Origin of the sequence: Mesorhizobium metallidurans STM 2683, from assembly GCF_000350085.1 — a bacterium.
Taxonomy (GTDB): domain Bacteria; phylum Pseudomonadota; class Alphaproteobacteria; order Rhizobiales; family Rhizobiaceae; genus Mesorhizobium; species Mesorhizobium metallidurans.
Genome location: NZ_CAUM01000146.1, coordinates 107,766 through 134,464, shown reverse-complemented (window position 1 = coordinate 134,464; position 26,699 = coordinate 107,766). Strand labels below are relative to the sequence as shown.

Genomic DNA, 26,699 nt, shown 5'->3' with positions numbered 1-26,699 from the left:
CGCGTCGGGCCAACGGCCAGTTCGGCTCGGCAACACCTTGCAGCGTCTCGACGCCAAGCAGGACGGTACGGAGCCGCGGGCCTTACTAGCCGAATTGCAATCTTCTCCAGGAAGCAGCCATGCGCAAGAAATTGCCGCCGCCAGCCGGTTTTATTGGAAAACTGGGACCGTTCCCTGCTATTCCGCCACCTGATAGATGTCGCCCGGAAGTGCATAGCGGTTTTCAGGTGACGACATGCATAAAAACAAGGACTTAAAAGCAGTGGATGTCCCCGCATGACCAATGTCGCCCTGACCGGGCTAGCCCGCGATCTCGCCAAGCGTGCCAGCGAAGGCCGCCCGGTGCGTATCGGCGTCATCGGCTCGGGCGAAATGGGCACCGATCTGGTGACGCAAGGCATGCTGATGCCGGGCATTTCGATCTCGGCCATTTCGACGCGGCGCCCGCATACCGCCCGCGAGGCAATCCGCATTGCCTATGGCGACGAGGCTATGGCCGTCGAAGCGGACGCCCCTTCAAAAGTCGCCGAGGCGATCGAGAGCGGGAAGATCGCCATCACCTCGAACGAGATGCTGGTCACCAATCCGCTGATCGACGTGGTCATCGACGCCACCGGCAAGCCCGGCGTCGCCGCCGATTTCGATCTGAAGGCGATGGAGCATGGCAAGCATCTGGTGATGATGAACGTCGAGGCCGACGTCACCATCGGCTGCTATTTGAAGCAGCAGGCCGACCGGCTCGGTGTCGTCTATTCGGTCGGCGCCGGGGACGAGCCGTCGAGCTGCATGGAGCTGATCGAGTTCGCCGCCGCGCTCGGCTACACCATCGTCTCGGCCGGCAAGGGCAAGAACAATCCGCTCAACCACGGAGCGGTTCCCGACGACTATCGCGAGGAGGCGCTGCGCCGCAATATGAACCCGCGCATGCTGGTCGAGTTTGTCGACGGCTCGAAGACCATGGTCGAGATGTGCGCCATCGCCAACGCCACCGGGCTCGTCCCGGACATTGCGGGGATGCACGGCCCCAAGGCCGATCGCGATGAACTGGCCAAGGTGCTCATCCCGCGCGCCGATGGCGGCATCCTGTCCAGGAAAGGCGTCGTCGACTACACGATCGGCAAGGGCGTGGCGCCCGGCGTCTTCGTCATCGTCGAGGCGACGCATCCGCGCATCATCGAGCGCATGGACGATCTCCATATCGGCCACGGTCCCTATTACAGCTTCTTCCGGCCCTATCATCTGACCTCGCTGGAAGTGCCGCTGACCGCCGCGCGCATCGCGCTGTACGGCAAGCCGGACATGGTGCCGCTGCCGAAGCCGGTTGCGGAAGTCTGCGCAGTGGCCAAGCGCGACCTTGCCGCCGGCGAGAATTTCGACGCCATCGGCGAGACCTGCTACCGCTCCTGGACCATGACCGTCGAAGAAGCCCGCGCCAACCGCGCGGTGCCGGTTGGCCTGCTCGAAGGCGGCAAGGTGCTGAAGCCGGTCAGCAAGGGCGAATTGCTGACGGCGGACAATGCCGCGCCCGACCGGACGACCAGACTGTTCGCCTTGCGCCGGCTGCAGGACGAGATGCTGTATGGCAGTTGAAGCCCAAGCCTCGGCTGCAATTTCGCAGCTGTTCTTCTGGTTTTGTCATGACAAACTCCCTATGTTGTAGTGATAGAGAACAACTGAGACCAGTCAAATGAATCTCCAGATCAGAGACCCTCGCGCACGCGAACTGGCGGAACGGCTTGCCGCCAAGCGCAAGATCTCCATGACCGAAGCGGTCATCGAGGCGCTTGAATCCGAGTTGAGGCGGGAAAGCGAACGCATTCCCCTGGCCGAGCGGCTGGCTCTGATTGCTAACGACTTCAAGGCCAGAGCGGGCCAGGGCGGTCGGGCTTTAAGCAAGGATGAGATCGACGAAATGTGGGGCCACTCCTGATGTTCGTCGACACCTCCGTGGTTGTCGCGATACTTTCGGGAGAAGAGGATGCTGGCGAGTGGAGCAACCGCATGGAGGAAGCACCCGCAAGGATAACCTCCGCATTGGTGGTGCTCGAAGCGGCCATGCGGCTTTCCACGCTGCTTGCCGTTGAACCGCTTGTCGCGGAAGCGGCAATCGAGGCATTTCTTCGTGAGGCTGAAATCGAAATCGTGCCGATCGACGCAGGCGATGCCAAGCTCGCGATCCAGGCTTTCGCGACCTATGGGAAGGGACGCGGACATCCCGCCCAGCTAAATCTTGCCGACTGTCTCTTTTATGCCTGCGCGAAAAGCCGCAGCATGTCGTTGCTCTACAAGGGCAACGACTTCTCGCAGACCGACCTCGCTTAGCCTATTTTCCGAGTTCGATCGACCTTAGCCGCGCTGCCGCAACAGCTTCTGTGAGCAGATTTGTCAGCCGTTCCCCGCCCATCAGCACCGCAAGCGCGGCGGCTGTCGTGCCATTGGGGCTGGTGACCTGCTGGCGCAGCACGCCCGGCTCCTCGCCGCTTTCGGCTGCAAGCGAGGCGGCGCCATAGACCGTCTGCATGGCCAGCAGCCTGGCGGTCCTGGTCGGCAGCCCGGCTTTTTCGGCGGCCACGGTCAGCGCTTCGATGAAATGGAAGACATAGGCCGGGCCGGATCCGGACACGGCCGTCACGGCATCCATCAGGCTTTCGTCGTCGATGTCGGCCACCTCGCCGCTCGCCGAAAGCAGGTCGGCGACGAAACGCTTGGCATCGTCGGAGACAAGTCTGTTGGAAAACACCACCATCATGCCCTTGCCGATCGCCGCCGGCGTGTTGGGCATGCAGCGGATGATCGGCGCGCGATTGCCCAGTATCTCCTCGAAAGTGGCGACCGGGGTTCCGGCGGCGATGCTGACGAAGGTGGTGCGGCCATCGCCAAAACGCTTGTAGGCGGCGGTCACATCGCGGATCACCTGCGGTTTCACGGCGATGACGACCAGATCAGGCGCCGCATCCGCCGGAATGCCGCCGGCATCCGCCGAAGAGCCGCAACCCAGCGCTTCGACGCGTTTGCGCAAGTCGGCATTGGGTTCGACCGCAAAGACCGCCGCCGGTGCGAGCTTGCCGGACTTCAGCCAGCCAGACAGCATGGCGTAGCCCATATTGCCGCAGCCGGCGAGAACAAGCCTGATCGTCATGGAAGCCTCCGCTAGAACGCGACCCCGGAAACCGGTTCCGGAAAGGAGTGCTTTCCATAGACGCTCGCGGCGATGCGGGAAAGTCCTGTCAGGACTGACGGCGAACCGCGAGCGGCCGCAACGACACTTGCCTGAGGCCCAGCACGCCAAAAACGAAGAACATCCAGACCGGATCGGCGCGGCGGAAGAAGAAGCTTTCGAGGAAGGCGTTCAACGCGGTGAACAGCACCACCATCATGAAGAAGTCGCCGAGATAGATGTTCTCCTTGCGCAGGGGAATGCGCATGTAGTCGCGCAGCGGCGCGATCAGGAACGTGTAGACCGCCACGCACAGCGCTGGAATGCCCATCAGCACGGCGATGTCGAGATAGCCGTCATGGCCGTGCACGATGGTTCTGATATCCCAGGGCCGGTCGAAGGGCTGGTCCTGGTTCAGGAGCAGCGGCGTGCCCCAGAAGCTCTCATAGCCATAACCGGTCCACGGCCTCTTCGCCAGCATGTCGCCGGCGAACTCCCACAGCGTCGTACGTCCGGTATAGGTCATGTCCGGGAAATAGATCGACGCCAGATATTTTACCGGCGGCAGGAAGACGATGCCGAGCGTGCCCACCGCCGTGGCGATGACTGCCAGCGCAAACAGGACCGGTGTGCCGAGCCGCATGCCGATGAGGCTCGGCAGCACGACGATCAGGATCGAGAACGGCACCAGTCCGGCGGTCGTCTTGGATCCCGTGTGGAACACGAAGACCATGGCCGCGCAGAAGATTGCGGCACCCCACAGCCGCTGTCCGCGCCGGTAGAGGTACAGGCCGGCGAAGCTGAAGCAGGCCATGATCGGCCCGGCGATGTTCTTGTGGGTGAAGACGCCGCGCCAGAGGCCGGCATGTTCGGGCTCCTGCGAATCGGCGGTGTGCAGCGCCTCGAGCGGAAAGACGATGAGCCCGACATAGGAGAGCCCCATGACGATGACGATGGTGAAAATGATGACTTTCGAGAACGCTTCCGCGTCGCGCGGAAGCGCCAGGATCGTCGCCATCGTCATGATGCCGATCAGCGTGAAGGAAGCGGCGCGCATGGCCGACGGCGGATCGGTCGCCATCACCACCGACAGCATGAAGAAACCCAGCATCAACAGCCAGGACGGGCTGAGCAGCGAACGCACCACGCTGGGGTCGGCGAACGCCATCAGCGAGAAGATCGAGATCGCGCCAAGCGCGCCGAAGCCGAGCTGGTTGACGATGTCGCCGCCATCGCCGGTCAGTTCGGCGCCGGCCGGCTGGAACGGCCGGAACGATACCAGGATGACGGTAAACAGCAGCGCGGCGATTGCGGTGGCGACGCCGTCGCGCGTGAAGGCAGCGCTGAGCGGCGCGCGCTCAGTTCTTCTCAGGCTGGCGGTACTGCTCATTGGCATATCCGAATTCGGCAAGCACGCGGCCGAGCGCCACATGGACGGGATACAAGGCAATCGCCAGCGATCCCGTCTGCGCCAGCCTGATGGCGCCGCGAAACGGCGAAGCGGCAAGCAGCGCCAGGCTCTTCAGGAAGACCTTGGTGCCGGCAAGTGGCGTGCCGGTCCGCTTCTTCTTCTCGACCAATGTCGAGATGACGCCGTTACGCAGGCTGCGGGCGCGGATCCAGTCGGCCTCGACGCGCCGGGCCGGCACGGTCTCATGCACTTTCGCCTCGGCGCACCAGCCGAGCACGAAGCCCCGTTGCGCGGCACGGCTCAGGAAATCGGAATCGCCGCCGCCCATGAAGTTGAACTTCAGGTCGAGGAAGGGCGGGCCCATGGCGGTGAGCACGTTGCGCCCCACCAGGAGATTGCCCGACGAATAGAGCGCGGGCACACGCCCGGTCTCCCGGTAAGGCGGCGCAAAGACCGGATGCGTTGCCCATCTCGCATGGGTCGCCTCGGCGAAGTCAGGCACTTGCGGGCCGCCGACAATGTCGGCGCCGAGCGTCTCGGCCGCCTTGCACATACGCTCCAGCCACTGCGGATCGGCGATCTCGTCGTCGTCGATGACCAGGAGATGCCTGAAAGCAGGGAAATGCAGGATCGCCGTCTGCCAGCCGGCATTGTAGGCGCTGCAATTGCCGCGCTCATGCGCGACGATCACCATGCCTGACATCTCGCCGCGCTCGAACAACGGCAGCGCCGCTTTGGCGCCGGCGCGCGCCTCCGTTTCGTTTTCCATGACGATCACGGCGAAGCGTCTGCCGGTTTCCTGCGCCTTGAGCGATGCAAGCGTCGCCAGCAGCTGCCGCGGCCGTTTGAAGGTCGGCAGCGTGACAACGGCCTCGACGATCTCCGCGCCAAGTTTCGGAGACCGCCCCGCTATCGATACCGAACCGTCCGATGGCGAAGGGATCATCAGTGTCCAGCCCAGGAGGTGACTTCGGCTCTCGATAGCACTCCGACGATAACGTTTCGTAACTAAGCCGCGACGCGAACGTCAACTTCCACTGTGCGCCCTAGCGCGGCAAAGGCCGACTCTATCTGCTCGAGCCTCGATTTGTGATCGAGTCGAAATAGGCGATCGACCGACTCGCGTTTCCAGTTTAGGCGTCTCGCCAACTCGGCGCGCGTAATTCCTGCCTCACGTAGTGACCAATAAAGATTGAGCTTAAGCCAAGTCAGAGCGGGCAGGTCTATGACTACGCCTGGCTTTCCATCCGGGTGCGGGATGTCCTCACCATCATCGATCATGCTTGCCAGGACAGTCTCTATCGCATCGACTGCATGTCGACGGACAAGGTATTCCTCCTCGGCAAATGTCACCACGATTGGCAACTGCGGACATGTAATGAGCAGAGTGCCATTATCGTCCGGTTCCACGTTGATGCGATATCCAGCCATCACTTCAACCCCAACTGCTTTTTGATTGCGTTGACCAGGCCGGTACCAAGTTCCTTGCCGGCACCATGCATTGGCAATTCCGACTTGCGGTCACCTCGTCGTATGATCAAATGACCAGAGCCACCCTTCTTCGTTTCGAAGGTGCAACCCTGTGCGGCAAGCCATTTCTTCAGTTCTTTGCTGTTCACACATATAAGGTGTTCCACACAAATGTTGAAGTCAACATAAATGTTGAATTTGGCTCAGGATAACGCCGCTCGTAACGCAACCCTTGCGCTTCAAGGCCTTTCAACGCCAGCTACCTAACAACGCGCATCCGACGTTTCCGGCACGAAGCACGAACGTCTCGATGCGCTTGGACCTAAACTGGTAGTCAATTTAAACAAATTCAAAAGCTTAGGAATAGCGTTTCGTTAATCACCTTTCGTGAACGGGCAGGCAAAACCTGTGGCCTTCAACCATCGATTGTTGCCGCTTAATCAAGGCTTCACCCCGCTTTGCTAGCTGCATCGGACAGGATAGGTGAGATGCATCTGCTGTTCGCCACATCGATCGTGCCCGACGGTGCTCTTGCCTCGGGCTATGAGATTGCCAACGCCGCAATCATCGCTGCTTTGCGGCGCGCCGGCGCGCGCGTCACCGTGATCGGCTTCACCTGGCCGGGCAAGCCGGCGAGCGATCCGCAGAACACCATCGTGCTCGGCGCCGTCGATGTCCGCACTGAAAGTGCATCATCGCTGCAAAAGCTCGCCTGGGTTGCAAGGGCGGTGCTTTCCGGCCTCACTTTCGCGTCGGCCAAGTTGCGCATTGTGTCCGACAGCGAGGTCCGCGCCGCCATCGAGCGCGCCGGCTCCTTCGATGGCTATATCCTGAATTCCGTGCAGTTCGCCGGCGCCTTCGAAAGGCTCTTCGACGACCGGCCGTCGATCTTCATTGCCCACAATGTCGAGCACCGTTCGGCTGAGCAGAACGCCGCGGCCGCGGGCGGTCTTTTCCAGCGCCTGTTGTTTCGCCGCGAGGCGAGGCTGCTCGAGGCGGTGGAAGAACGGCTTTGCCGCCGGGCGCGCTTCGTCTTCACCTTGGCCGAGGAAGATCGCCCGGCACTCGGCGTCGCTTCCGGCGACCGCTCGGCGGTGCTGCCGCTGGTGACGTGCAATGAGGCGCCGAAGCAAACGAGCCAGCGCCGTATCGACTGCGACGCGGCGCTGATCGGCACATGGACCTGGCAGCCCAATCGCATCGGCCTAGACTGGTTCCTGGAAAAGGTAGTGCCGCATCTCAAACCCGATTTCCGGGTCCGGATCGCCGGCGGTGTGCCGTCGGCCGTTATCTCGACGCATCCGGGCGTCGAATTCGTCGGACGGGTGCCCGACGCGCAAGCCTTCGTGCGCGGCGCCGCCGTCATCCCGCTGATCAGCACGGCCGGCAGCGGCGTCCAGCTCAAGACCATCGAGACCTTCGAGCTCGGCCTGCCTTCCGTCGCCACCAGCCATTCGCTGCGCGGCATCGACCATCGCCCGGACAACTGCGTCGTCACCGATGACCCGCTTGCCTTTGCCGCCGCGCTCGAAGCCGCGGCCGCCGATGTCAGGGATGTTGATGGCAGCGCCTTCCATCGCCGCCAGGTGAAAGCGCTCGATGCCGCGATCAGGCTTGGCCTGGAGAAGCTCAACCCCGTCAGGCAGGAGGCGTTCGCGTGAACATGCATTCTGCTCACGCCGCCTTTGGGGTCGACAGTTTGAAGACGATCCTTGGCATTCCGGTCCTCGCCATCCGTTGGGACGACGCGATCGCCCTGCTGACCCGGTTGATCGCGGAACGGCGCTTCACCAAGATAAGCTTTCTCAATGCCCACAACGCCAACATCGCCAGCGTGGATCCGGTCTTCGCCGAAGCGCTCGACGATTTCCTGATCCTGCCCGATGGCGTCGGCGTCGACATGGCGGCGAAATTGCTCTACGGCGCGCCGTTTCCCGACAATCTCAACGGCACCGATTTCGTCCCGGCTTTCCTGCAGGCATCGACCAGGCCGCTCACCGTGGGGCTGCTCGGCGCAACGCGTGTCAATGCCGAGGCTGCATCGACCAGACTGGCCGCACTTGCGGTGCAGCACAGATTCGTCGTCATTCACGATGGCTATTTCCCGCCAGCCGACGAGCCGGCAATCATCGATCGGATCGCCAGATTGCATCCGGACGTGCTGCTCGTCGCCATGGGCGTGCCGCGCCAGGAATTGTGGATCGCCCGCCACATCGATGCACGTCATTGCACATTGCCGATCGCCGTCGGCGCGCTTCTCGATTTCCTCAGCGGCACGGTGCCGCGGGCGCCGCTGTGGATGCGTCGGCTCAGGCTCGAATGGCTGTTCCGGTTGTGGATCGAACCGGGCCGCCTCTGGCGCCGCTATGTCGTCGGCAACCCTGTGTTCCTGTTGCGTGTCGTGCGTCAGAAACTGTTTGGCAAGCCTGAGCCTGCCGAAGCAACCCCCGGAGCAGGCCATTGAACAGCAGGTTCGTGCCCGGCGCCGACATCGAGCCCGATCTCCTTCGCCAGACCCCAGTGGCGGCGGTGGTGACGGCCAGCTACGCGCCGGATTTTGAACGCTGCCGCCTGTTGTGCGAAACCCTCGACCGGCACGTCTCCGGCGTGGCGCAGCACTACATCCTTGTCGAGCATCGCGACGTGGCGCTCTTTCGCCAGTTTGAGAACAGCCGCCGCACCATTGTCGACGAGCGCGACCTCCTGCCGCGCTGGCTGCGCGCGTTCGACGATCCGCTCAGCCTGTTTCGCCGGCGCATCTGGCTCAGCCCAAGGACGATGCCGCTGCGTGGCTGGCATGTGCAGCAGCTTCGCCGCATCGCTATAGCGGCGCATGCGCGCGAAGACGTGCTGATCTTCTGCGATTCCGACGTGGCTTTCCTTAAACCTTTCGACACAAACGCCTTCTGGCGCGACGGCAAGGTGCGCCTGTTCCGTCGCGAAGAGGCGCTTTCCGGCGAAGGCCATGAGGAGCACCGGATCTGGTCGCGCAATGCCGCTCTGGCACTCGGCATCGACGCATCTTCGACCCACGATTACATTTCGACGCTGATTGCCTGGCGCCGCGAAACCGTGACGGCCATGTGCGCCCGGATCGAGAAGGTCCACGGCCGTAACTGGGTCGAGGTCGTCGGCGCGGCGCGGAAATTTTCCGAATGCATGATCTACGGCCGCTATGTCGACGACGTGCTGGACGGCGCCGGCCATTTCCGCGGCTCGGAAGAGTTCTGCCGCGTCCACTGGACGGGCGAAGCGCTGTCGGACGACGAGTTCCGCCGCTTCGTCGCCGCCATGGCGCCGGAACAGGTAGCCATCGGCATGCAGTCCTTCATCGGAACCGATATCGGCCGCATCCGCCGGCTGATCGGGCTTGATTAGTCCTGGGGTCAATCGCTCTGAACGACCCCAATTTCCACCCGTTGCTGACACTCTCCCGTTCAAAGAATCCGCTCTAGAAAAATCGATCAGATCCGTTGATGATTAGTTATCCAGTCTCTGTTTGGCCAATTCGATTTGGTGGACGCTTCGTGGGTGTCTTTTGCGCCGCCATATGTTGAGAGATATAACAAGCTCAAGATATCCGAATAGTGCAAGCAGACCCCATAGTGCGCCAAGCATGCCTATCGAGATGGTTAACATAAATCCAACCGTAGCCACGGTGTAATATAGGACAGAGGCCAAGACATATTTCTCCATTTGAGAGCTTCTCATCTATCAGTCCTGTTTGCGAGGTTTGAAACCTTCTGTGAAATATATGCCTTGCCTAGCTTCGTCATCCCGACATCGCCTTAACAACGAGCATCTACCGATCAAGCCGCAGTTAATGCTTTTGCCCTATCAGTTAGGTACGGTATCCATGGTGACGAATTATGACGAGTGCTTGGGAGGAGAAGTCCAAGGACAGACTCTGGGCAGGGGCCGTCTCGGGGACAGTGGTCCTACTGTCGAGTGCGTTCATTTACGCCTTTTTCTCCCAGGCGAATCCCGCATTCGAAACGGCTTTTTCGAACGTTTTTTCGCTCACTGCCGATCTCGGAAAATGCTCTCCGTCTTTTTCCACGATGATCATGGCGCAGATGGTCTATTCTATCGTTATCACCCTGTTTCTTGCTCTTGTCGCGGGACGCTGCGCATTCAAGGCGATCACGGATGCTGAAGGCCGAAAATCGTTCTGCATGATCGCCGGTGGAGCGCTAGCTTTCGGGGGTTCCTCGTTGGCCTGGCAATGACCGATCATGGATGGTGGCTTGGACGAATGAGCCGCAGATCATTCGGCGGCGGAATTCCTTTTCCGCAGGCATGCTTGAGTAGCCACGAAGTTTATGAGAAGAACGGAGCTTCGCCGAGAGGACCTGCCTCGGGATCCAAAAATTCGGGCAGAGATCCTGGCGATTCGGGCAAAATATCAGCCGCAGACTTCGTCAGACGCGAAAAAAGGTTCGTCGACTATCGGAGTAGGCTTAATCGCCTTGGTCTGCTTTGTTGGCCTGGCGCACGGACTTTTAAAGCGGGCACGGCATTCGCAAAACTGGTGTTGGGGAGTTAGAGGAACTTGGTGGATGCGGGTCTGTCACTATCCTTCACGAAACTCTGGCGCCAAGCAGTCCACATGATGCCGGCTATATCAGACGCCTCGATCCTATCCCAAACAACGGCTTCGGGCATTGTTTTTATTGTTTTGTCCTCGTTCGCATTCTACTGCGTTCGTGAACTTTTGTCCGCGTGGAGAACAGGCTCCATTCAGTCAAAAATTGGACTCGTTCACCGAAGCTCCGATGTTGTGACGTTTCGACGTCTTGTTGGAGCAATCGCCATCGCGGCTGCTTTGGCTTCACTCTGCCTTTTTGCGGTCACTCCCGGACTTATGCGGAATGTATTTGGCATCAGCGATTTGCGAGTCGGAGGGGCGCTAACCGTTTTGGTGCTATTTTTTCTGGTGATCTTGGCCGCCAAGTTTAGGCGATAGGATGCGCTTGGTTCAGTTTTAAGCACGATCATCTGTCAACTCTCCACCCACCCCAGCCATTGGCGGCAGCCCCCTAGTTGAATTTGCCCTTAGATCGCCTTCGCCGGTCTGCGCATTGCCGAATAGGTCAGCAGCATCGAGGCGAGATAGAGCAGCAGGAAGACGATGTTGAGCGACAGCACCAGATTGGGCGTGTCGGTGATCGTGGTCAGCACATAGGTCAAAAGCACCGCCTTCAGCCCGGCAAGCAGGCCGAGGTTGAGCGCCCTGACCGCCGTCTGGCCGCGCGCGAACAGAAGCTCGGCCTGGTATTCGACCAGGTTGCGCAGTCCCGGCACGCAGATCGCCAGCGCCACCAGAGGGGCGGCCTCCGCGACATTCCTGCCCAGTGCGTTGGGGAAGAAATGCAGCACGATGCCGAGCGCCGCCAGCGCCAGCGTCGAGACCAGGAAAACGCCGCCTTCGATGCCGCTCTTGACCGCCAGGCGCGACAAGAGTTCCGGCGCCCGCATCATGCGTTGCACCAGCATCATCGAGAAGGTGCGGATCGGGATCGCGGTCAGGTCGACCAGCCGCATGATGATGGCATAGATGCCGGCGAGATGCGGCCCGCCGATCGCCAGCACCAGGAGCTTGTCGAATTCCATCTGCAGGTAGAACAGCACCTCGGCGCCGGCCACATAGATGGAATCGGCGAGCCGCCTGAGATAGAGTTCCGGCCTGAGCCGCAGCCGCTGGCGCGGATAGAAGAATCCGAAGGCGATGAGCAGCGAGGCGACATTGGCGCCAATGTAATACCACGACCAGACCTCTAAGGTCGGCTGCGCCGCGAACATGAACAGCACGGCGCCGAGCGCCCGCAAGGCCGTCGCCATGATCGTCAGCAGGGCGGCGCGGCCGAATTTGCCGAGACCGTTGTTGACGATCAGCGCCACCTCGACCGGTCGCCACAACAGCGCCTCGGCAAACACGATCGCCGCGAAGATCGACAGCGGCACTGTGCCGGCAAAGAAGATCAGGTAGACGCCGTAGGAGGCGGCAGCCAACAGCGGCAGCGATATCGCGCCGAGCAGCAGGAAGCCGGCGGTGAAGGTGCCGATCAGATTGGGGCGAATGGTGGCGGTGCGATAGAGCGCCGAGATGAAGCCGAAGGCGAGGATGCGCGACAGCATCACGCCCGCTGCCGAGGCGGTGGCGAACATGCCGAACTCGGCGATGGACAGCGTGTTGGCCAGCGCGATGAAATAGGCCAGCGAAAACACCAGCCGCCCGCCAGCGCCGCTGATCGCCGAGAGATAGTCGCGAACCAGCCCCCGTCGCTCGGCCACGAAAGCGCCGATCCGGGCGAGGGGCCGCCTTTGCGGTATGTCACTGGTCTCGGTCATGCGTTGAAAAAAGCATAGATCGCAAAGCTTAACGTGCCGTTCGGCAGCTCCTGAATGTATCAAGTAGATACGCAACCAATGCGAGAAACTTCATCTTCGGCTCACCAAAATTAACCTTTTGTTTCCTATGCCTGTTTAGCGTGGCTTAACGATTTGCAGCCGCTCCCAAGCCGCCAAGGGCAAGCTCCAGGACAATGGTCGAAAGGGAAAACCGTGAGGACTGGAGGCGCGAGCGCTCCCTGCTGGCGCTCGGGCGGGCCGTGCGCGGCGAGGAGGACGCTTCGCTGGTTTCGATCGGCGATCGGGCAGACCGGTCATGGCGCGAGGATGCCGCGACACGCCATCAGCTCGCCCGCTCGCGCCGCGAAGCGCGACTGGGCTCTTTGCTGGCCGCCGACACGAAACAATTCGAGGCTGGTTCCATGTCGGCCGCCGAGACGCCGCATGACGCCGACGAGGCTGCCGGAGATGGCTACAAACAAGTCTGGCAGCCGGAAGAACCGGCCAGCGCAGCTGTTTCCGAAGCCCGCCGCCCTCCTGCCGCACCCGAACCTCGATATGAAGAGCAAGCGCCTTCACGCGACGAAGCCGTCAGAGGCGGCTACACGCAAACCCGGCAGCCGGAACGGCCGGCCGCCAAAGGTGCTTCTGACGCCCGCTGTCGCACTGCCGCATCCGAGCCTCGATATGCCGGTGACGAGCAACGGCCTTCGCGCGACGATGTCGACGCACAGGAATGGAAGCCGCTGATCGATCCAATGCAGGTCGTGCGCGGCATTGCCAGATCGAAGATGCTGATCGTCGCCACGACGATACTGGGCACCGCGCTTGGCGTCGCGATCGCGCTCTCGACACCGAAGAAATACGAAGCCACCACCGAGCTGATCGTCGACCCACGCGACCTGAAGCTCACCGACCGCGACCTCACCCAATCGGTGGTTGCGTCCGACGCTACGCTGGCCATTGTCGAAAATCAGGTCCGCGTGCTCACCTCCGGCACCGTCCTCAACAAGGTCGTCGACAAGCTCAATCTCGTCAACGATCCGGAGTTCAACGGACAGGGTTCGGGCGGCCTGGGCATCATGCCGCTCATCCGGTCGATCCTGTCGCGCAGCGACGGGCCGGGCGGCGCCGACGAAGGCCGCCGCCGGGCGCTGGCGGTCGGCAATCTGGCCGAAAGCCTTTCGGTCGAGCGCGGCGGCAAGACCTTCGTCATCTCCGTCAGCGCCACCACGCAAAATGGCGAGAAGTCGGCCCTCATTGCCAACACGATGACGGATGTCTTCCTGCAGACCTTCGGTCAGATCCAGTCCGACACCGCTGGCCGCGCGACCAACGAACTGACGGCGAGGCTCGATGAACTGCGCAAGGGCGTGGAAGTGGCCGAGCGCAAGGTCGAGGATTTCAGGGCCACGCGCGACCTTGTCGACGCGCAAGGCCGTTTGATCAGCGACGACGAGATGCTCAAGCTCAACGAGCAGCTTTCCGTCGCCCGCGCCCGCACGCTGGAACTCAACGCGCGGGCGGCGTCAGCGCGTTCGATCGACGTGAACTCGGTTCTGAGCGGCACCTTGCCCGAGGAGATCAACTCCAACACGATGAGCGAACTGCGCTCGCAATACGCATCGCTCAAGCAGGAGGCCGATCGCGCCGCGATCCGGCTCGGACCGCGCCATCCTGAGCTCCAGGCGCTCAGCGCCCAGCTGGCCGGGTCGCGCGACCGCATCGCCGCAGAACTGCGCCGCATCGCCTCGTCGCTGCAGGTTGACCTGAAGCGCGCCGTGCAGCTCGAGCAGGATCTCGCCTCCCGCCTGGCGCAACTGAAGGTCCGCAGCGGCGACGTCAACAGCGACCTGGTCAGCTTGCGCGAACTGGAGCGCGAGGCGGCCGCCAAGCGCTCCGTCTATGAACAATACCTTCTGCGCGCCAAGGAAACCGGCGAGCAGAAGGACATCAACACCGCCAACATCAACGTGATCTCCAAGGCCTTTGCCCCGCTCGAACCGAACGGGCCGTCGCGCGCCGTGGTGGTGCTGGCCGGCTTGCTGGGAGGGCTTGCCTCCGGCATCGGTCTCGGTGCCATGCGCGGCGCTTATGAAAGCCTGCGCGAAACCGCCAATTCGCGCTCGCGCCGCAGGGTCGACGAGCGCCTGACGTCCTTTGAGGACAAGGCATACCAGGCGCCGCCGCCGCCCGTTCCGCCGGTCGAGGCCGCTGGCGCGGAACGTGGGGGTCCGATCGGCGCGCTGCTGTCGGCGGTACGCAAGATAGTGCCCGGCCAGGCGGCAAGTGAAGAAAAGGCGGCAAGCGAAAAATCCGCGCGTTCCAGTGATCCCATCTCGCCCGCTGTCGCCGAGAGCGAGAAGCCAATGGAGGAATATCCCGTCTATCCGTCTCCCTACTACCCGCCCGAGCAGACGGAGTCTTCGGGTCACCAGCAGCCTCAGCAAGGCGCCTATGCTCCGTATCCGCAACAGCCGCCGCTACCTCATCAGATGATGCCGCAGCAGGCCGTCTATCCGGGCTCGCACATGCAGCCACACCCCTATGCGCAACCGCCGATGGGCTATCCCTGGCAGATGCAGCCGCCGCCGGCCGGCTATTATCCCTATCCGCCGGCCATGATGCCCTATCCCGGACAAGCGCCCTATCCGCCACCGCCGGTCTATCCTCAAGCCGCGTCGGTTGAGACAGATCACGCTTCGGGCGCGGATGAACAGCAATCCTCGGTCGACGAAATCCGCGTCAGCCTGCGTGAATTCCGCGAAGCGGTTCGCGAACTCACCGAGAGCCGCTCGCGCCGCCGCTATTTCTGAACCACGAATAAAGACCGCCGGTTTCGAGTTAGCGGCATCAGACGGCGCTTTGGCGGGATTGCCCGGTCGATTTTTCGTGAAAATGCCGCGCTGCATGTTACCCAAAAGCTCGCCCTCGGACCCGAAGGGTAAGCAGTGGTTTTGGGCAAGACCTGCATGGGACAAAGATCCGAAGCGTGCCGCATGAATCCCTTCAGACGCGACGTGCTTTGGGCGGAACGGTGTTGAAGGTGATTCATGGCAGAATTGATTGACGGCAAAAGCGTTGCCGCGGATGTGGTGGGGCGGGTCAAGGACTTGACCGCCGAGCTGGTGGCAAAGGGTGCGCGCCAGCCCGGTCTCGCCGTGGTCATCGTCGGCGAGGATCCGGCGAGCCAGGTCTACGTCGCCTCCAAGTCCCGCACCGCCAAGGAATGCGGCTTTCATTCGCTCCAGCACACGTTGCCGGCCGAAACCTCCGAGCAGGAATTGCTTGATGTCATCGGCGAACTCAACGCCGATCCGTCCATCAACGGCATCCTGGTGCAGCTGCCGCTTCCCGGCCATGTCGATGCCGGCAAGATCATCCAGGCAATAGCGCCGGAAAAGGATGTCGACGGCTTCCATTTCATCAATGCCGGCAAGCTCGGCACCGGCGAACTCGAGACCGCCTTTGTTCCCTGCACGCCGGCTGGCTCGATGCTGCTGATCGAGCGGGTGCGCGGCAAGGATCTGTCCGGCCTCAATGCCGTCGTCGTCGGCCGTTCCAACATCGTCGGCAAGCCGATGGCCAACCTTTTGCTTGCCGCCAACTGCACCGTCACTATTGCGCACAGCCGTACCAAGGATCTGCCGGCGCTTGCCCGCACCGCCGATATCCTGGTGGCCGCTGTTGGGCGCCCGGAAATGGTCAAGGGCGACTGGGTCAAGCCGGGCGCCACCGTCATCGATGTCGGCATCAACCGTATCGCGGCGCCCGAAAAGGGTGAAGGCAAGACCCGCCTCGTCGGCGACGTCGCCTATGCCGAGGCGGCGAAGACGGCCGGCGCCATCACGCCGGTGCCCGGCGGCGTCGGGCCGATGACCATTGCCATGCTGATGGCCAACACGCTAGCTTCCGCCTATCTCGCGGCCGGAATGAAACGGCCGTCCTTCTAGTTCATCGGGCCGAACCCTGGAAAGTCGCAGCTTTGCCGAACCTCACTGTTCCTGTTGAACGGCCGGTCACGAATGATCCCGTTCAAGGCGGGCGGCATTTCGCGTTCCTGCTGGTCGACAAGTTTTCCATGTTCTCGCTGGCCGCGGCGATCGACACGTTCCGCTCGGCCAATCGCCTGCTCGGCCGCGACTTCTATGGCTGGACGACGGTGTCGGCCGACGGCGACGCCGTCATGGCCTCCAACGGCCTGCCGCTCAAGATCGACTACGCCGTCGCCGATCTGCCGCCGGTCGATATCCTTTTCGTTTCGGTCGGGCTGACGACGGAATTCCCGGGCAAGAGCAAGGTGCTGGCGGCGCTGCGCAGCTGGGGCCGGCGCGGCAACGCGCTCGGCGCGCTGTCGGTCGGCTCCTATCTGCTCGCCGAAGCGGGCCAGCTCGATGGTTACCGCTGCACCATCCATTGGGAAAACCGCGCCGGTTTCGTCGAGCGCTTTCCCGACATCAACTGCACCGGCAATGTCTTCGAGATCGACCGCAAGCGCTACACCTGCGCCGGCGGCACCACCTCGATCGACCTGATGCTGGAGATCGTGCGTGGCGATTTCGGCTCCAACCTCGCCAATGGCGTCGCCAACCAGTTCCAGCACGAGCGCATCCGCTCCGCCGGCGACCGCCAGCGCGTCGGGCCGGAGCGCGACCTGACCGGCAAGTCGGAGAAGCTCAGGCGCATTGTCGAGTTGATGGCCGACCATCTCGACGAGCCGCTGTCGGCGGTGCAGCTCGCCAAATCGGCGGGCCTGTCGGTACGCCAGGTCGAGCGGCTGTTCCTGCGCCATCTCAGCGTGACGCCCGGCCGCTATTACATGCGCCTCAGGCTCGAGCGGGCACGTGAACTGCTGCGCCAGACCAACATGCCGATCCTCGACGTGGCGATCGCCACCGGCTTCACCTCGCACTCCTATTTTGCCCAGAGCTACCGGCTGCAGTTCGGCCGGCCGCCTTCCGAGGAGCGGCGCACGACATACTGACCTTTCAAGGCTGCGAGCCTCTCCAGCGTATATCGCTGTCATCGCACGAAACGGCGCTCAGTTGTGCTTAACGTCTGGCGCGGCTTGTGTCCTGCCGCCACGTTAAATAGCCTTTCCCTTGGGGACTTGCTCTGGAGATTTTCATGGTGGGACTTGCGCGGAGCGTCGCTGCGGCGGCCTTCCTGCTGTGGATGACGACGCTCGGCCTTGCCGCCGATCGTGTCATCGTCATTCTCGACGCCTCCGGCTCCATGTGGGCGCAGATCGACGGCAAGCCCAAGCTCGAAATGGCCCGCGAGTCCCTCAGAGCCGCGCTGCAGTCCATCCCGACCGACAGGGAGATCGGCTTCATGGCCTATGGCCATCGCGAGAAGGCCAGTTGCGACGACATCGAACTCATAGTGCCGCCACAGGCGGGTTCAACCCGCGCCATCACCACCGCTGCCGACGGCCTGAAATTTCTAGGCAGGACGCCATTGACCGCAGCCGTCAGGCAAGCGGCCGAAGCGTTGAAATATACCGAGGACAAGGCCACGGTCGTTCTCATCACCGACGGGCTCGAGACCTGCGGCGGCGATCCTTGCGCGCTTGGCAAGGAACTGAAGGCTGCCGGCATTGATTTCACCGCGGATGTCGTCGGCTTCGGCCTGACCGCTGACGAGGGCAAGCAGGTCGCCTGCCTCGCAGAAAACACCGGCGGCAAATACATCCAGGCCTCGGACGAGAAGGCGCTGCAGGACGCGCTGGCCGAAACCGTCGCGGCCCCGGCGCCGCCGCCAGAACCCGCGCTTGCACCTGCGCCCGAACCGGCACCTGCACCAGAACCCGCGCCTGCACCGGCACCGGAGGCGGCAAAGCCGGAATTCAACTTCACTCCGAGCGTGGTGCTGGCCGAGGGCGGCGATCCTGTCACCGATGGCAATGCCTGGGAAATCTACAAGGCAATGTTCGACGGCACGCGCGGTGAAACCGTCGCCACCGAATACGGAGCCTACAAGGGCAATCTCGAACCGGGCGACTACATCGTCGCCGCGCGCATCGGCGAGGCCAAGGCCGAACAGAATATCAGGATCGAGGCGGGCCAGGTCTACAAGCCCCTCTTCACGCTGAATGCCGGCACGTTGCTCATTCATCCGCGGCCAAGCGAGGGCGCCGATGTGGCCGATGGAGCCGCTGTCGTGATCGCCTATCCGGGCGTCGATACGCCGCCGACCTATTATGGCGATACGAAAGTCGTGCTGCCGGCCGGCGACGAGAAAGTGACCGTCAAGATCGGGGAGGGCGTGGTGACCGAAACGATCCCGCTCGCTGCCGGCAGGGTCATCGACAAGGACATCATCGTTGGCGTCGGGAATGTCGTTGCCAACGCCTATTATACCGCCGGTGGCGACAAGGCCGATGGTACGGGCGTCGGCTTCAAGGTGCTCAAGGCGAAAAAGAAGATCGACGGCACGCGGGAAGAGGTGACCTATGCCTATGGTCCCGACAGCAAGTTCGATCTGCCGCCGGACGACTATGTGATAGCCGCCACGGTCGACCTAGCGGTCGTCGAGCAGCCGTTCAGCGTCAAGGTTGGCGAGCAACTGGATCTGAAGATCGCCATGAACGCCGGCGTTCTGGCGATCACCGCCCCCGGAACCTCGAAGATCGAGGTTTTCGAGGCGAAAAAGGACATCAACGGCAACCGCAAATCGCTCGGCTACGCCTATGACCAGAAGTATCAGGCGGCGATACCGGCCGGCGACTACGTGGTGGTCTCGGAGAAGTCGGACAACAGTCGCAAGGAAGGCACCGTGACGGTGAAGGCCGGCGAGAGGGCCGAGCTTACGGTGCAATAGGTTCTGGAGATAATGAAAAGGGGCGGCCACGAGCCGCCCCTTTTCATGACGGGACAAATGCCGTCATGCCGTTCCGAATGCGCTGGCGCCGTGGTCGGCGCGGCCCACCAATTGCCGGAACCCGGCGAAAAGCTCGCGGCCGAAGCCGAACTCATTGCCGATGAGGTCGGCATCCGCCGTCCGGCGCAGCGCGAAATCAGCCGCCGGCACCAGCACTTCCAGCGTTCCGGCCTCGGCGTCCAGCCTGATGATGTCGCCATCATGGATCCGGGCGATCGGTCCGTCCTCGACGGCCTCCGGCGTCACATGGATCGCCGCCGGCACCTTGCCGGATGCGCCCGACATGCGCCCGTCGGTCAGCAGCGCCACGTGCTGGCCGCGGTCCTGCAGAATGCCGAGCACAGTGGTCAGCTTATGCAGTTCCGGCATGCCATTGGCCTTCGGCCCCTGGAAGCGGATGACGGCGATGAAGTCTCCGGTCAGCGAACCGGCCTTGAATGCGTCGTTCAGTCCTTGCTGGCTGTCGAACACCTTGGCCGGCGCCTCGATGATGCGCCGCTCCGGCTTCACGGCGGAAGTCTTGATGACGGCGTGGCCGAGATTGCCGGAAAGCATTTTCAGCCCGCCTGTCGGCTGGAAGGCCTTCCTGAACGGCGCCAGCACTTTCTCGTCGCCGCTTTCGCTTGGGGCGGCCTCGCGCACCACGCCGCCGTCGGCGCCGAGCCTGGCCTCGACCGCATAGGGCCGCAAGCCTTCGCCCCACACCGTCTGCACGTCCTCATGCAGGATGCCTTCGTCGAGCAGTTCGCGGATCAGGAAGCCGAGCCCGCCGGCCGCGTGGAAGTGGTTCACGTCGGCAAGGCCGTTCGGATAGACCCGGGCCAGCAGCGGCACGGCTTCCGACAGGTCCGAAATATCCTGCCAGTTAATGGCAATGCCCGCCGCCGCAGCCATGGCGACCAGATGGATGGTGTGATTGGTCGAGCCGCCGGTGGCATGCAGGCCGACGATGCCGTTGACGATCGAGCGCTCGTCGATCATCCGCCCGGCCGGCGTATAGGCATTGCCGAGCGCGGTGATCGCCAGCGCCCGTTTCGTCGCTTCGCGGGTCAAGGCGTCGCGCAGCGGCGTGCCGGGGTTGACGAAGGAGGCGCCCGGCATGTGCAGGCCCATGATCTCCATCAGCATCTGGTTGGAGTTGGCCGTGCCGTAGAAAGTGCAGGTTCCCGGCCCGTGATAGGATTTGGACTCGGCCTCGAGCAGTTCGGCGCGGCCTGCCTTGCCTTCGGCATAGAGCTGGCGGACCTTGGCCTTTTCGTCATTGGGCAGGCCCGTCGTCATCGGCCCGGCCGGGATGAACACCGCCGGCAGGTGGCCGAAGGTGAGAGCGGCGATCACCAGCCCCGGCACGATCTTGTCGCAGACGCCGAGATAGACGGCGGCGTCGAACATATTGTGCGACAGGCCGATCGCGGCGGCCATGGCGATCACGTCGCGTGAGAACAGCGACAGTTCCATGCCGGGCTGGCCCTGCGTGACGCCGTCGCACATCGCCGGCACGCCGCCGGCCACCTGGGCAATGCCGCCGGCCTCGCGTGCCGCATCCTTGATCAGCGCGGGATAGGTCTCGAACGGCTGATGTGCCGACAGCATGTCATTGTAGGAGGTGATAATGCCGAGGTTCGGCACCCGGTCGCCACCCAGCGCCACTTTTTCGGAAGGGCTGCAGACCGCGAAGCCATGCGCGAGGTTGCCGCAGGAAAGCACTGCCCGGTTGGCGGTGCGGTTCGACGCCTCGGCGATGCGGTCGAGATAGGCCTCGCGGCCTGGTCTGGAGCGTTGGCGGATGCGCTCGGTGATGGCTTCGATATCGCGTCGTGCGGTCATGGCGGTCGGTCCTTTCGGGTCCCGGAAAACATCCTCCCACCATCTGCCGGGACCATTGGCGAGTTGAAAATCAGGGTGCCCAGAAAACCTCTACGGCCTTGGGCGCTGCGTCGATCACGGCACGAATGGGCTTTCTCGCGCCCGGTCCCATGGCGCCGTCAAACGCGGTGCGCTTGTCCTCGCCCTCTATGTGCAGTGCGATGAAACCGGCAGCGAGGATCCGCGCCAGCGCCAGCGTCAGTCGCGGCTCGCCGGCGCTTGCCGCGTGGACCGGCAGCACGATCCTTGTCGAGGACGGGTCGAGCAATTTTGCCAGATTGTCGGCATCGGGAAAAAACGAGGCGGTGTGGCCGTCGGTTCCCATGCCGAGCACGACCACATCGAGCGGCCAGGGCAGTGACTGCAATGCCGCATCGTCGGACGCCGCGGCAGTCTCGATGCCTGCGGCCTCGTGATAGAGCGGCACGAAACGTGCGGCGGCGGCCGCGTTCTGCAACAGGTTGGCGGCAACCAGACCGGCGTTGGAACGTGGCGAGGAGGCCGGCACGAAGCGCTCGTCGACCAGCGTCACCGTCACTCTGTCCCAGGCAATCGGTATCTTCGAAAGCGTTGCGAAAAATTTCGCCGGCGTCGTACCGCCTGAAACGGCGAGCAGCCCCGTGCCGCGCTCGGCGATCGCCTTGGTGAGGCGGCCCGCAACGTGGCCGGCAAGCGCTGCCGCCAGTTGGGGGCCGTCGGCGAACGCATGCCAAGTGTAGGCGTTCAATTGCTCTCGTGCCATGTCCGCCCGTCGCGTTCGATCAGGGCAATCGAGGCCGAAGGGCCCCAGGTGCCCGCCGTGTAGCCCTGTGCGTCCTGCCTGGCGCTTTCCCAGGCGTTCTGGATCGGGTCGATCCATTGCCATGCCGCCTCGACCTCGTCGCGGCGCATGAACAGCGTCTGGTTGCCGCGGATGACATCCATGATCAGCCGCTCATAGGCATCGGGCGCGCGACCGTCGAAGGATTGCGCGAAACTCATGTCGAGCGAGATCTGGCGCAGCCGCATGCCGCCCGGCCCCGGATCCTTGATCATGATGAACTGCCTGACGCCTTCGTCCGGCTGCAGCCTGATCACCAGCTGGTTGGCGAAGATCGGCCCGGCGCTGTCGTCGAAGATCGAGTGCGGAATCGGCTTGAATTCGATGACGATTTCCGAAACGCGGGTCGCCAGCCGCTTGCCCGTCCTGAGGTAGAACGGCACGCCCGCCCAGCGCCAGTTGCCGATCTCGGCCTTGATGGCGACGAAGGTCTCGGTGTTGCTGTCCTTGCCGAGTTCCTCGACATAGCTCTTCACCGGCCCTCCGGCCGAGGCTCCGGCGCGGTACTGGCCGCGCACCGTATGCTTGGGCGCCTCGTTGCCGTTGATGCGCTTCAGCGACCGCAGCACTTTCAGCTTTTCGTCGCGCACGGCGTCGGCGTCCATCGACGACGGCGCTTCCATGGCGACGAGGCAGAGAAGCTGCAGCATGTGGTTCTGCACCATGTCGCGCAGCGCGCCGGCCTTGTCGTAATAGGTGACGCGGTCTTCCAGGCCGACCGTCTCGGCCACGGTGATCTGCACATGGTCGACATTGGCGGAATTCCACAACGGCTCGTAAAGTGCATTGGCAAAGCGCAGCGCCATCAGGTTCTGCACCGTCTCCTTGCCGAGATAGTGGTCGATGCGAAAGATCTGGCTCTCGTGGAAATCATCGCCGACCAGGTCGTTGAGCGTGCGCGCCGAGGCGAGGTCGCGCCCGATCGGCTTCTCCAGCACGATGCGCGAGTTCGGCGTGATCAGATTGTGCTCTTTCAGCTTGTGCGAGATGTCGCCGAACAGCGCCGGCGCCACCGCCAGATAGAAGGCGCGGATGCACTCGCTGTCGCCGATCGCCTTCTTCAACTTGTCGAAACCGGCGCCCGTGGTGGCGTCGGCCGAGACATAGGAGAGCCGCGCCAGGAACGTCTTCAGCTCCTTGGCGTCGATGTCGGCCGGCTTAACATGGTCCGAGATCGCCTGCTTGGCGAACGCCTGGAACTCCTCGTCGGTCATCTTCGAGCGCGAGGTTCCGATGATACGGGTCGGCTCGGAGAACTGATGGTCGCGCTGGCGATGATAGAGCGAAGGCAGGAGCTTGCGTTCCGACAGATCGCCGGTGCCGCCGAAAATGATGAAGTCGAAAGGGTCGACAGGGATGATCTGGCTGGTCATGGTCTGTCCGCTCTGACGCCGGTCGCAAGTACGCGGCTGATATATTCTAATCGATTTAAATTTTCCAGTGCCATCGTGTCACATCCCAAGGCCAGTCGGTCTTTCAACGATTGGTCCTAACATGTGCCCTTGACACTGGCGCGACCCGGAGGCTTGTCGCGAGCGATGGCTCCGGGAGGCCTTCGCAGATGCAGCATAGAGCGGTTCAATGAGTGAGAAAAGCATGCGCCTGGAAAACAAGGTCGCCATCATCACCGGCGCTGCGTCCGGTTTCGGTGAGGGCATGGCGCGGCGCTTTGCCGAGGAGGGCGCCAGCATCGTCGTCGCCGACCTCAATGCCAAGGGTGCCGAACGCGTTGCCGGCGATATCGGCCCCAACGCGATCTGGACCCAGACGGACGTCTCGCTGCGTTCCGAGTTCGACGAGATGGTTTATGCCGCAAAGAGCGCCTTTGGCCGCATCGACATCATGGTCAACAATGCCGGCTACACCCATCGCAACGGCGATATGCTCGAGGTCGACGAGACGACCTTCGACCTGATCACCGCCGTCAACATGAAGGCGATCTATCATGCGGCACTTGCGGTCGTACCGATCATGGAACGGCAGGGCGGCGGCGTCATCCTGACCACGGCTTCCACGGCTGGCATCAGGCCGCGGCCCGGCCTTACCTGGTACAACGCGTCGAAGGGCTGGGCGATCACCGCGACCAAGTCGATGGCGGTGGAACTCGCGCCGAAGAACATCCGCGTCAATTGTCTCTGTCCGGTGGCCGGCGAGACCGGCATGCTGGAAAAATTCATGGGCGCCGACACGCCGGAAATGCGCGAGAAATTCCGCGCATCGATCCCGCTTGGCCGGCTTTCGAAACCGCTCGACATAGCCAACGCGGCGCTCTGGCTGGCGTCGGACGAGGCAGCTTTCGTCACCGGCGTGGCGCTCGAAGTCGATGGCGGACGCTGCATCTGAGCGGCCTGGCCATAACGGGAAGCAATTTGACTTGAGCGTCCGGCGAAAGGCATAAGACGCTGAAACAGGATAGGGGTCGGTGGCGCAATGAACGCGGGATTGCGGAAAGTTCGCGAAGACCTGCGGCGTCGTTTCGACGTCTACCGGGCAAAACGCGCCCGCTCAAAGATCAACGCGACCGTTATTGGTGTAACCGGCAGTTCGGGCAAATCGACCGTGACCGAACTGCTTGGGCACATACTGGCCAGTCATGGCTCGGTGCATACCCAGGTCCTCGCCAATACGATGAACGCGTTGGTCAGGATGCTGTACAAGCGCATCAAGAATACGACCGAACTCGACTACGTCATTTTCGAAGCCGGAGCCAGTGGGCCGGGTACGCTCAAGCCAATGGCGGATATGCTGAAGCCGCATGTAGCCATAGTTACCATGGTCCGCCTCGAACATTTTTCAGCATTCAAAACCCTGGAGAACGTCGCCCGGGAAAAGCGCGCCTTGGTCGATGCGCTGGAGCCGGGCGGCTTCGCCATCCTCAATGCGGATGATCCCCATGTGATCGGCATGGCTTCCGCCACCGCGCATCGTGTCGTTACTTTCGGCGTGTCGGAACAGGCCGACTATCGCGTGACCAACGTCAATGCCGCCTATCCGGACAAGTTGACGTTGGCCATCCATTGGCGGGGCGGCGTGCTGGAATTGAAGACGGCATTTCCGGCCGAACATTTCTGGCTGCCGACAGCCGCGGCCGTTTGCGCGGCATTGGAGCTTGGCGTTCCTCCCGAGAAAGTGGCGGCCAGGGTGACGACATTCCAGCCGCTGGCCAACCGCTGCCAGGTGCTCGTCACCGAGGGCGGCCCGCAATTCATCGTTGATGCCGCCAAGTCGCCCTGGCATTCGGTCGATCTTGCCTTCGATTTGATGGCCAAGGCCACGACGAAACCAAAGCGCATCGTTCTGGGGCAGATCTCGGACTATGCGGGCTCGACCCGAAAATACCGCTACGCCTACAGGACCGCGCGTGAGATTGCCGATCAGGTTATCTATGTCGGCGACAATGCGCACCGCTCGGGAGCCGGGCAAGAGGATCGTGATAGCGGCCGGTTTCATGAATTGCGTACGCCGAAGGAGGTCTCCGAGCACATCAAGAGAACGGCCGTCGACGGCGAACTTATCCTGCTCAAAAGCTCCTCCAGGCTCCACCTGGAGAGGGTCGCGCTTGCCTGGACGCATGATGTCAAATGCTGGGTCCCGGTCTGCGGCAAGCGGGAAGGGTGCGACACGTGCGGCCTGTACGAGGTGCCGTTCGAAGAACACCGCGACCATGTCAGGCAACGCAGGCATGCCAGACGATGGCGGCGCTTTCGCCGTCTGCTCGGCGCCTGACGGAGATTTCACGGGCTGGGCGGCCGTCAGGGATCCGCGGTTCTCCAGACCGGCGCGGGCATCAGGCGCCTGTCTTGATATAAGTCTTGTAGATCCAGCCGCGCTTGCCGTTATAGACGATCTGGCACCATTGCTTGCAGCCCATCACCTGCACGGAAGTCTTGGCGGGAACGGTGACCATGGCGGCTGCATTCTTCTTCGGGCCGGTTCGCATGGTGACGGCTCTCAGAATGCGTCCGGTGCCGGCCGCGGCTGCTTTCCGCGACTTGGCTTTGGCTTGATCGCTGTCGTCCTGCGCTGCCGCAGGCGCCTGTGGTTTCGCAGTTGCAATGGCGGCGGTTTGCGCGCCGTCCGTCTTGCCCGGGGCCGCGACCTTGGCAAGCATTGTTGCCGCATCGTTCTTTGCCGCCGGGTCGGCGAATGCGGCCGCTTGCTCGCTCTTGCCCGCCTCCTGGCCGGATGACGCGGCGGCGGATGCGGCCTTTGATCCTGTCCAGCGGGGGTCATTCGGCGCCAGAGCCGGTATTTCGGCCTCCGCCGCGGCCACAGTCGGCGAAACCGCGTCGGCCTTGCCAGCGGCCCGTGGCAGCTCAGCAGCCGTTGCGGCTGCCGTCGGGATGATCTTCGTTGTCTTCACCGGAATGGTCGGGACGGTCTGCCCCGGGCTCGCGGCCGCCTGTCTCTCATTGGCCGGCAATGCCAGCCATAGCGCCACCGCGGCCACGCCAAGCAGCGCTGCGGTGCCAAGCGCGGCGATCACCAGATGCGAGTTCGAGCGGACTCCTTGCCAGAAGGTAGGCCGCATGTCGTAGCCGAACTGCATCGCAAAGCGCCGTCGTTCCGGCATGCCGAAACTAAAGGGCTCTCTCACTCTGCCACCTCCATTTGCGGCCGATGTTCTTTCGATCTGTGCCGGTAAGCCGGCATTCGATCGGCATCGGTCCGCAAAAAAACACGCGCGGGCAAGCCCGCAAAAGCCCCGCTTAACTGCCCACGGCCTGCATCTTTCAACCCAG

At 62.8% G+C, this 26,699-nt stretch carries 23 protein-coding genes; 13 read left to right on the top strand and 10 right to left on the bottom strand.

Features of this window, described 5'->3' with window-relative positions:
- The first annotated feature begins 276 nt into the window (after nucleotides 1-276).
- The 3 genes from MESS2_RS25645 (at nucleotide 277) to MESS2_RS25635 (ending at nucleotide 2,322) form a co-directional block, all read left to right on the top strand.
- Complete coding sequence (locus MESS2_RS25645; RefSeq protein ID WP_008877480.1) at nucleotides 277-1,590, top strand: NAD(P)H-dependent oxidoreductase; 1,314 nt, start codon at nucleotides 277-279, stop codon at nucleotides 1,588-1,590.
- Nucleotides 1,591-1,687: 97 nt separating this feature from the next.
- Nucleotides 1,688-1,930, top strand: coding sequence for a type II toxin-antitoxin system VapB family antitoxin (locus MESS2_RS25640; RefSeq protein ID WP_008877479.1), 243 nt, complete (start codon nucleotides 1,688-1,690; stop codon nucleotides 1,928-1,930).
- Nucleotides 1,930-2,322 (top strand): type II toxin-antitoxin system VapC family toxin, encoded by a 393-nt coding sequence (locus tag MESS2_RS25635; RefSeq protein WP_008877478.1) that lies wholly within the window; start codon nucleotides 1,930-1,932, stop codon nucleotides 2,320-2,322. Before MESS2_RS25640 ends, MESS2_RS25635 begins: the two co-directional genes overlap by 1 nt.
- 1 nt (nucleotide 2,323) lies before the next feature.
- Here the strand turns inward: MESS2_RS25635 and proC are convergent, their stop codons facing one another.
- The 5 genes from proC to MESS2_RS25610 form a co-directional block, all read right to left on the bottom strand.
- A complete protein-coding gene (gene proC / locus MESS2_RS25630) occupies nucleotides 2,324-3,139 on the bottom strand; it encodes a pyrroline-5-carboxylate reductase (protein ID WP_008877477.1) in 816 nt (271 codons plus the stop codon).
- An 88-nt stretch (nucleotides 3,140-3,227) separates the two neighbouring features.
- The gene (locus tag MESS2_RS25625; protein WP_008877476.1) at nucleotides 3,228-4,547 is read right to left on the bottom strand and encodes an O-antigen ligase family protein; all 1,320 of its coding nucleotides are present in this window, start codon (nucleotides 4,545-4,547) and stop codon (nucleotides 3,228-3,230) included.
- Complete coding sequence (locus tag MESS2_RS25620) at nucleotides 4,516-5,514, bottom strand: glycosyltransferase family 2 protein (protein WP_008877475.1); 999 nt, start codon at nucleotides 5,512-5,514, stop codon at nucleotides 4,516-4,518. Before MESS2_RS25620 ends, MESS2_RS25625 begins: the two co-directional genes overlap by 32 nt.
- Before the next feature lie 62 nt (nucleotides 5,515-5,576).
- Entirely contained in the window at nucleotides 5,577-5,999 is a 423-nt protein-coding gene (locus MESS2_RS25615) for a type II toxin-antitoxin system HicB family antitoxin (RefSeq protein WP_008877474.1), read from the bottom strand.
- On the bottom strand, nucleotides 5,999-6,187 hold the full coding sequence (locus MESS2_RS25610; protein WP_040594021.1) for a type II toxin-antitoxin system HicA family toxin: 189 nt from the start codon (nucleotides 6,185-6,187) through the stop codon (nucleotides 5,999-6,001). The genes MESS2_RS25615 and MESS2_RS25610 overlap by 1 nt, the downstream gene beginning before the upstream one ends.
- A 339-nt stretch (nucleotides 6,188-6,526) precedes the next feature.
- Between MESS2_RS25610 and MESS2_RS25605 the strand changes: the two genes are divergently transcribed.
- The 4 genes from MESS2_RS25605 to MESS2_RS25590 all read left to right on the top strand — a co-directional run bounded on the left by MESS2_RS25605 (nucleotide 6,527) and on the right by MESS2_RS25590 (nucleotide 10,267).
- On the top strand, nucleotides 6,527-7,699 hold the full coding sequence (locus MESS2_RS25605) for a glycosyltransferase (RefSeq protein WP_008877472.1): 1,173 nt from the start codon (nucleotides 6,527-6,529) through the stop codon (nucleotides 7,697-7,699).
- Nucleotides 7,696-8,502, top strand: coding sequence for a WecB/TagA/CpsF family glycosyltransferase (locus tag MESS2_RS25600; protein ID WP_008877471.1), 807 nt, complete (start codon nucleotides 7,696-7,698; stop codon nucleotides 8,500-8,502). The genes MESS2_RS25605 and MESS2_RS25600 overlap by 4 nt, the downstream gene beginning before the upstream one ends.
- Nucleotides 8,499-9,416 (top strand): DUF6492 family protein, encoded by a 918-nt coding sequence (locus MESS2_RS25595; protein WP_008877470.1) that lies wholly within the window; start codon nucleotides 8,499-8,501, stop codon nucleotides 9,414-9,416. Before MESS2_RS25600 ends, MESS2_RS25595 begins: the two co-directional genes overlap by 4 nt.
- A gap of 491 nt (nucleotides 9,417-9,907) precedes the next feature.
- Nucleotides 9,908-10,267 (top strand): hypothetical protein, encoded by a 360-nt coding sequence (locus MESS2_RS25590; protein ID WP_008877468.1) that lies wholly within the window; start codon nucleotides 9,908-9,910, stop codon nucleotides 10,265-10,267.
- Nucleotides 10,268-11,093: 826 nt separating this feature from the next.
- Here the strand turns inward: MESS2_RS25590 and MESS2_RS25585 are convergent.
- Nucleotides 11,094-12,389, bottom strand: a complete 1,296-nt coding sequence (locus tag MESS2_RS25585) for a lipopolysaccharide biosynthesis protein (protein ID WP_008877466.1) — start codon at nucleotides 12,387-12,389, stop codon at nucleotides 11,094-11,096.
- A gap of 194 nt (nucleotides 12,390-12,583) precedes the next feature.
- Between MESS2_RS25585 and MESS2_RS25580 the strand changes: the two genes are divergently transcribed.
- The 4 genes from MESS2_RS25580 to MESS2_RS25565 all read left to right on the top strand — a co-directional run bounded on the left by MESS2_RS25580 (nucleotide 12,584) and on the right by MESS2_RS25565 (nucleotide 19,211).
- The gene (locus MESS2_RS25580) at nucleotides 12,584-15,205 is read left to right on the top strand and encodes a Wzz/FepE/Etk N-terminal domain-containing protein (RefSeq protein WP_008877465.1); all 2,622 of its coding nucleotides are present in this window, start codon (nucleotides 12,584-12,586) and stop codon (nucleotides 15,203-15,205) included.
- Between the two features lie 237 nt (nucleotides 15,206-15,442).
- Nucleotides 15,443-16,342 carry a bifunctional methylenetetrahydrofolate dehydrogenase/methenyltetrahydrofolate cyclohydrolase FolD gene (folD, locus tag MESS2_RS25575; protein ID WP_008877464.1) on the top strand — a complete coding sequence of 300 codons (900 nt, stop codon included), beginning with the start codon at nucleotides 15,443-15,445 and terminating at the stop codon, nucleotides 16,340-16,342.
- A gap of 32 nt (nucleotides 16,343-16,374) precedes the next feature.
- Nucleotides 16,375-17,373 (top strand): GlxA family transcriptional regulator, encoded by a 999-nt coding sequence (locus MESS2_RS25570; RefSeq protein WP_008877463.1) that lies wholly within the window; start codon nucleotides 16,375-16,377, stop codon nucleotides 17,371-17,373.
- A gap of 143 nt (nucleotides 17,374-17,516) precedes the next feature.
- Entirely contained in the window at nucleotides 17,517-19,211 is a 1,695-nt protein-coding gene (locus tag MESS2_RS25565; RefSeq protein WP_008877462.1) for a vWA domain-containing protein, read from the top strand.
- A 63-nt stretch (nucleotides 19,212-19,274) separates the two neighbouring features.
- Here MESS2_RS25565 and edd read toward each other — a convergent pair whose 3' ends face one another.
- The 3 genes from edd to zwf all read right to left on the bottom strand — a co-directional run bounded on the left by edd (nucleotide 19,275) and on the right by zwf (nucleotide 23,330).
- Entirely contained in the window at nucleotides 19,275-21,098 is a 1,824-nt protein-coding gene (gene edd / locus MESS2_RS25560) for a phosphogluconate dehydratase (RefSeq protein ID WP_008877461.1), read from the bottom strand.
- Nucleotides 21,099-21,168: 70 nt separating this feature from the next.
- Complete coding sequence (pgl, locus tag MESS2_RS25555) at nucleotides 21,169-21,879, bottom strand: 6-phosphogluconolactonase (protein WP_040594020.1); 711 nt, start codon at nucleotides 21,877-21,879, stop codon at nucleotides 21,169-21,171.
- Nucleotides 21,861-23,330 carry a glucose-6-phosphate dehydrogenase gene (gene zwf / locus MESS2_RS25550; protein WP_008877459.1) on the bottom strand — a complete coding sequence of 490 codons (1,470 nt, stop codon included), beginning with the start codon at nucleotides 23,328-23,330 and terminating at the stop codon, nucleotides 21,861-21,863. The genes pgl and zwf overlap by 19 nt, the downstream gene beginning before the upstream one ends.
- 223 nt (nucleotides 23,331-23,553) lie before the next feature.
- Between zwf and MESS2_RS25545 the strand changes: the two genes are divergently transcribed.
- Nucleotides 23,554-24,300 (top strand): SDR family oxidoreductase, encoded by a 747-nt coding sequence (locus tag MESS2_RS25545; RefSeq protein WP_008877458.1) that lies wholly within the window; start codon nucleotides 23,554-23,556, stop codon nucleotides 24,298-24,300.
- Between the two features lie 87 nt (nucleotides 24,301-24,387).
- Complete coding sequence (locus tag MESS2_RS25540; RefSeq protein ID WP_008877457.1) at nucleotides 24,388-25,683, top strand: Mur ligase family protein; 1,296 nt, start codon at nucleotides 24,388-24,390, stop codon at nucleotides 25,681-25,683.
- 61 nt (nucleotides 25,684-25,744) lie between these two features.
- On the opposite strand, the gene MESS2_RS25535 is transcribed toward MESS2_RS25540, so the two are convergent.
- The gene (locus tag MESS2_RS25535) at nucleotides 25,745-26,554 is read right to left on the bottom strand and encodes an SH3 domain-containing protein (RefSeq protein WP_040594019.1); all 810 of its coding nucleotides are present in this window, start codon (nucleotides 26,552-26,554) and stop codon (nucleotides 25,745-25,747) included.
- Nucleotides 26,555-26,699 lie beyond the last annotated feature (145 nt).

Excerpts from the sequence above, each read along its gene's own strand:
- MESS2_RS25645 (WP_008877480.1), top strand. The coding sequence starts at position 277 with ATGACCAATGTCGCCCTGACCGGGCTAGCCCGCGATCTCGCCAAGCGT.
- MESS2_RS25640 (WP_008877479.1), top strand. The coding sequence starts at position 1,688 with ATGAATCTCCAGATCAGAGACCCTCGCGCACGCGAACTGGCGGAACGG.
- MESS2_RS25635 (WP_008877478.1), top strand. The coding sequence starts at position 1,930 with ATGTTCGTCGACACCTCCGTGGTTGTCGCGATACTTTCGGGAGAAGAG.
- proC (WP_008877477.1), bottom strand. The coding sequence starts at position 3,139 with ATGACGATCAGGCTTGTTCTCGCCGGCTGCGGCAATATGGGCTACGCC.
- MESS2_RS25625 (WP_008877476.1), bottom strand. The coding sequence starts at position 4,547 with ATGAGCAGTACCGCCAGCCTGAGAAGAACTGAGCGCGCGCCGCTCAGC.
- MESS2_RS25620 (WP_008877475.1), bottom strand. The coding sequence starts at position 5,514 with ATGATCCCTTCGCCATCGGACGGTTCGGTATCGATAGCGGGGCGGTCT.
- MESS2_RS25615 (WP_008877474.1), bottom strand. The coding sequence starts at position 5,999 with ATGGCTGGATATCGCATCAACGTGGAACCGGACGATAATGGCACTCTG.
- MESS2_RS25605 (WP_008877472.1), top strand. The coding sequence starts at position 6,527 with ATGCATCTGCTGTTCGCCACATCGATCGTGCCCGACGGTGCTCTTGCC.
- MESS2_RS25590 (WP_008877468.1), top strand. The coding sequence starts at position 9,908 with ATGACGAGTGCTTGGGAGGAGAAGTCCAAGGACAGACTCTGGGCAGGG.
- MESS2_RS25585 (WP_008877466.1), bottom strand. The coding sequence starts at position 12,389 with ATGACCGAGACCAGTGACATACCGCAAAGGCGGCCCCTCGCCCGGATC.
- MESS2_RS25580 (WP_008877465.1), top strand. The coding sequence starts at position 12,584 with ATGGTCGAAAGGGAAAACCGTGAGGACTGGAGGCGCGAGCGCTCCCTG.
- folD (WP_008877464.1), top strand. The coding sequence starts at position 15,443 with ATGGCAGAATTGATTGACGGCAAAAGCGTTGCCGCGGATGTGGTGGGG.
- MESS2_RS25565 (WP_008877462.1), top strand. The coding sequence starts at position 17,517 with ATGGTGGGACTTGCGCGGAGCGTCGCTGCGGCGGCCTTCCTGCTGTGG.
- edd (WP_008877461.1), bottom strand. The coding sequence starts at position 21,098 with ATGACCGCACGACGCGATATCGAAGCCATCACCGAGCGCATCCGCCAA.
- pgl (WP_040594020.1), bottom strand. The coding sequence starts at position 21,879 with ATGGCACGAGAGCAATTGAACGCCTACACTTGGCATGCGTTCGCCGAC.
- zwf (WP_008877459.1), bottom strand. The coding sequence starts at position 23,330 with ATGACCAGCCAGATCATCCCTGTCGACCCTTTCGACTTCATCATTTTC.
- MESS2_RS25545 (WP_008877458.1), top strand. The coding sequence starts at position 23,554 with ATGCGCCTGGAAAACAAGGTCGCCATCATCACCGGCGCTGCGTCCGGT.
- MESS2_RS25540 (WP_008877457.1), top strand. The coding sequence starts at position 24,388 with ATGAACGCGGGATTGCGGAAAGTTCGCGAAGACCTGCGGCGTCGTTTC.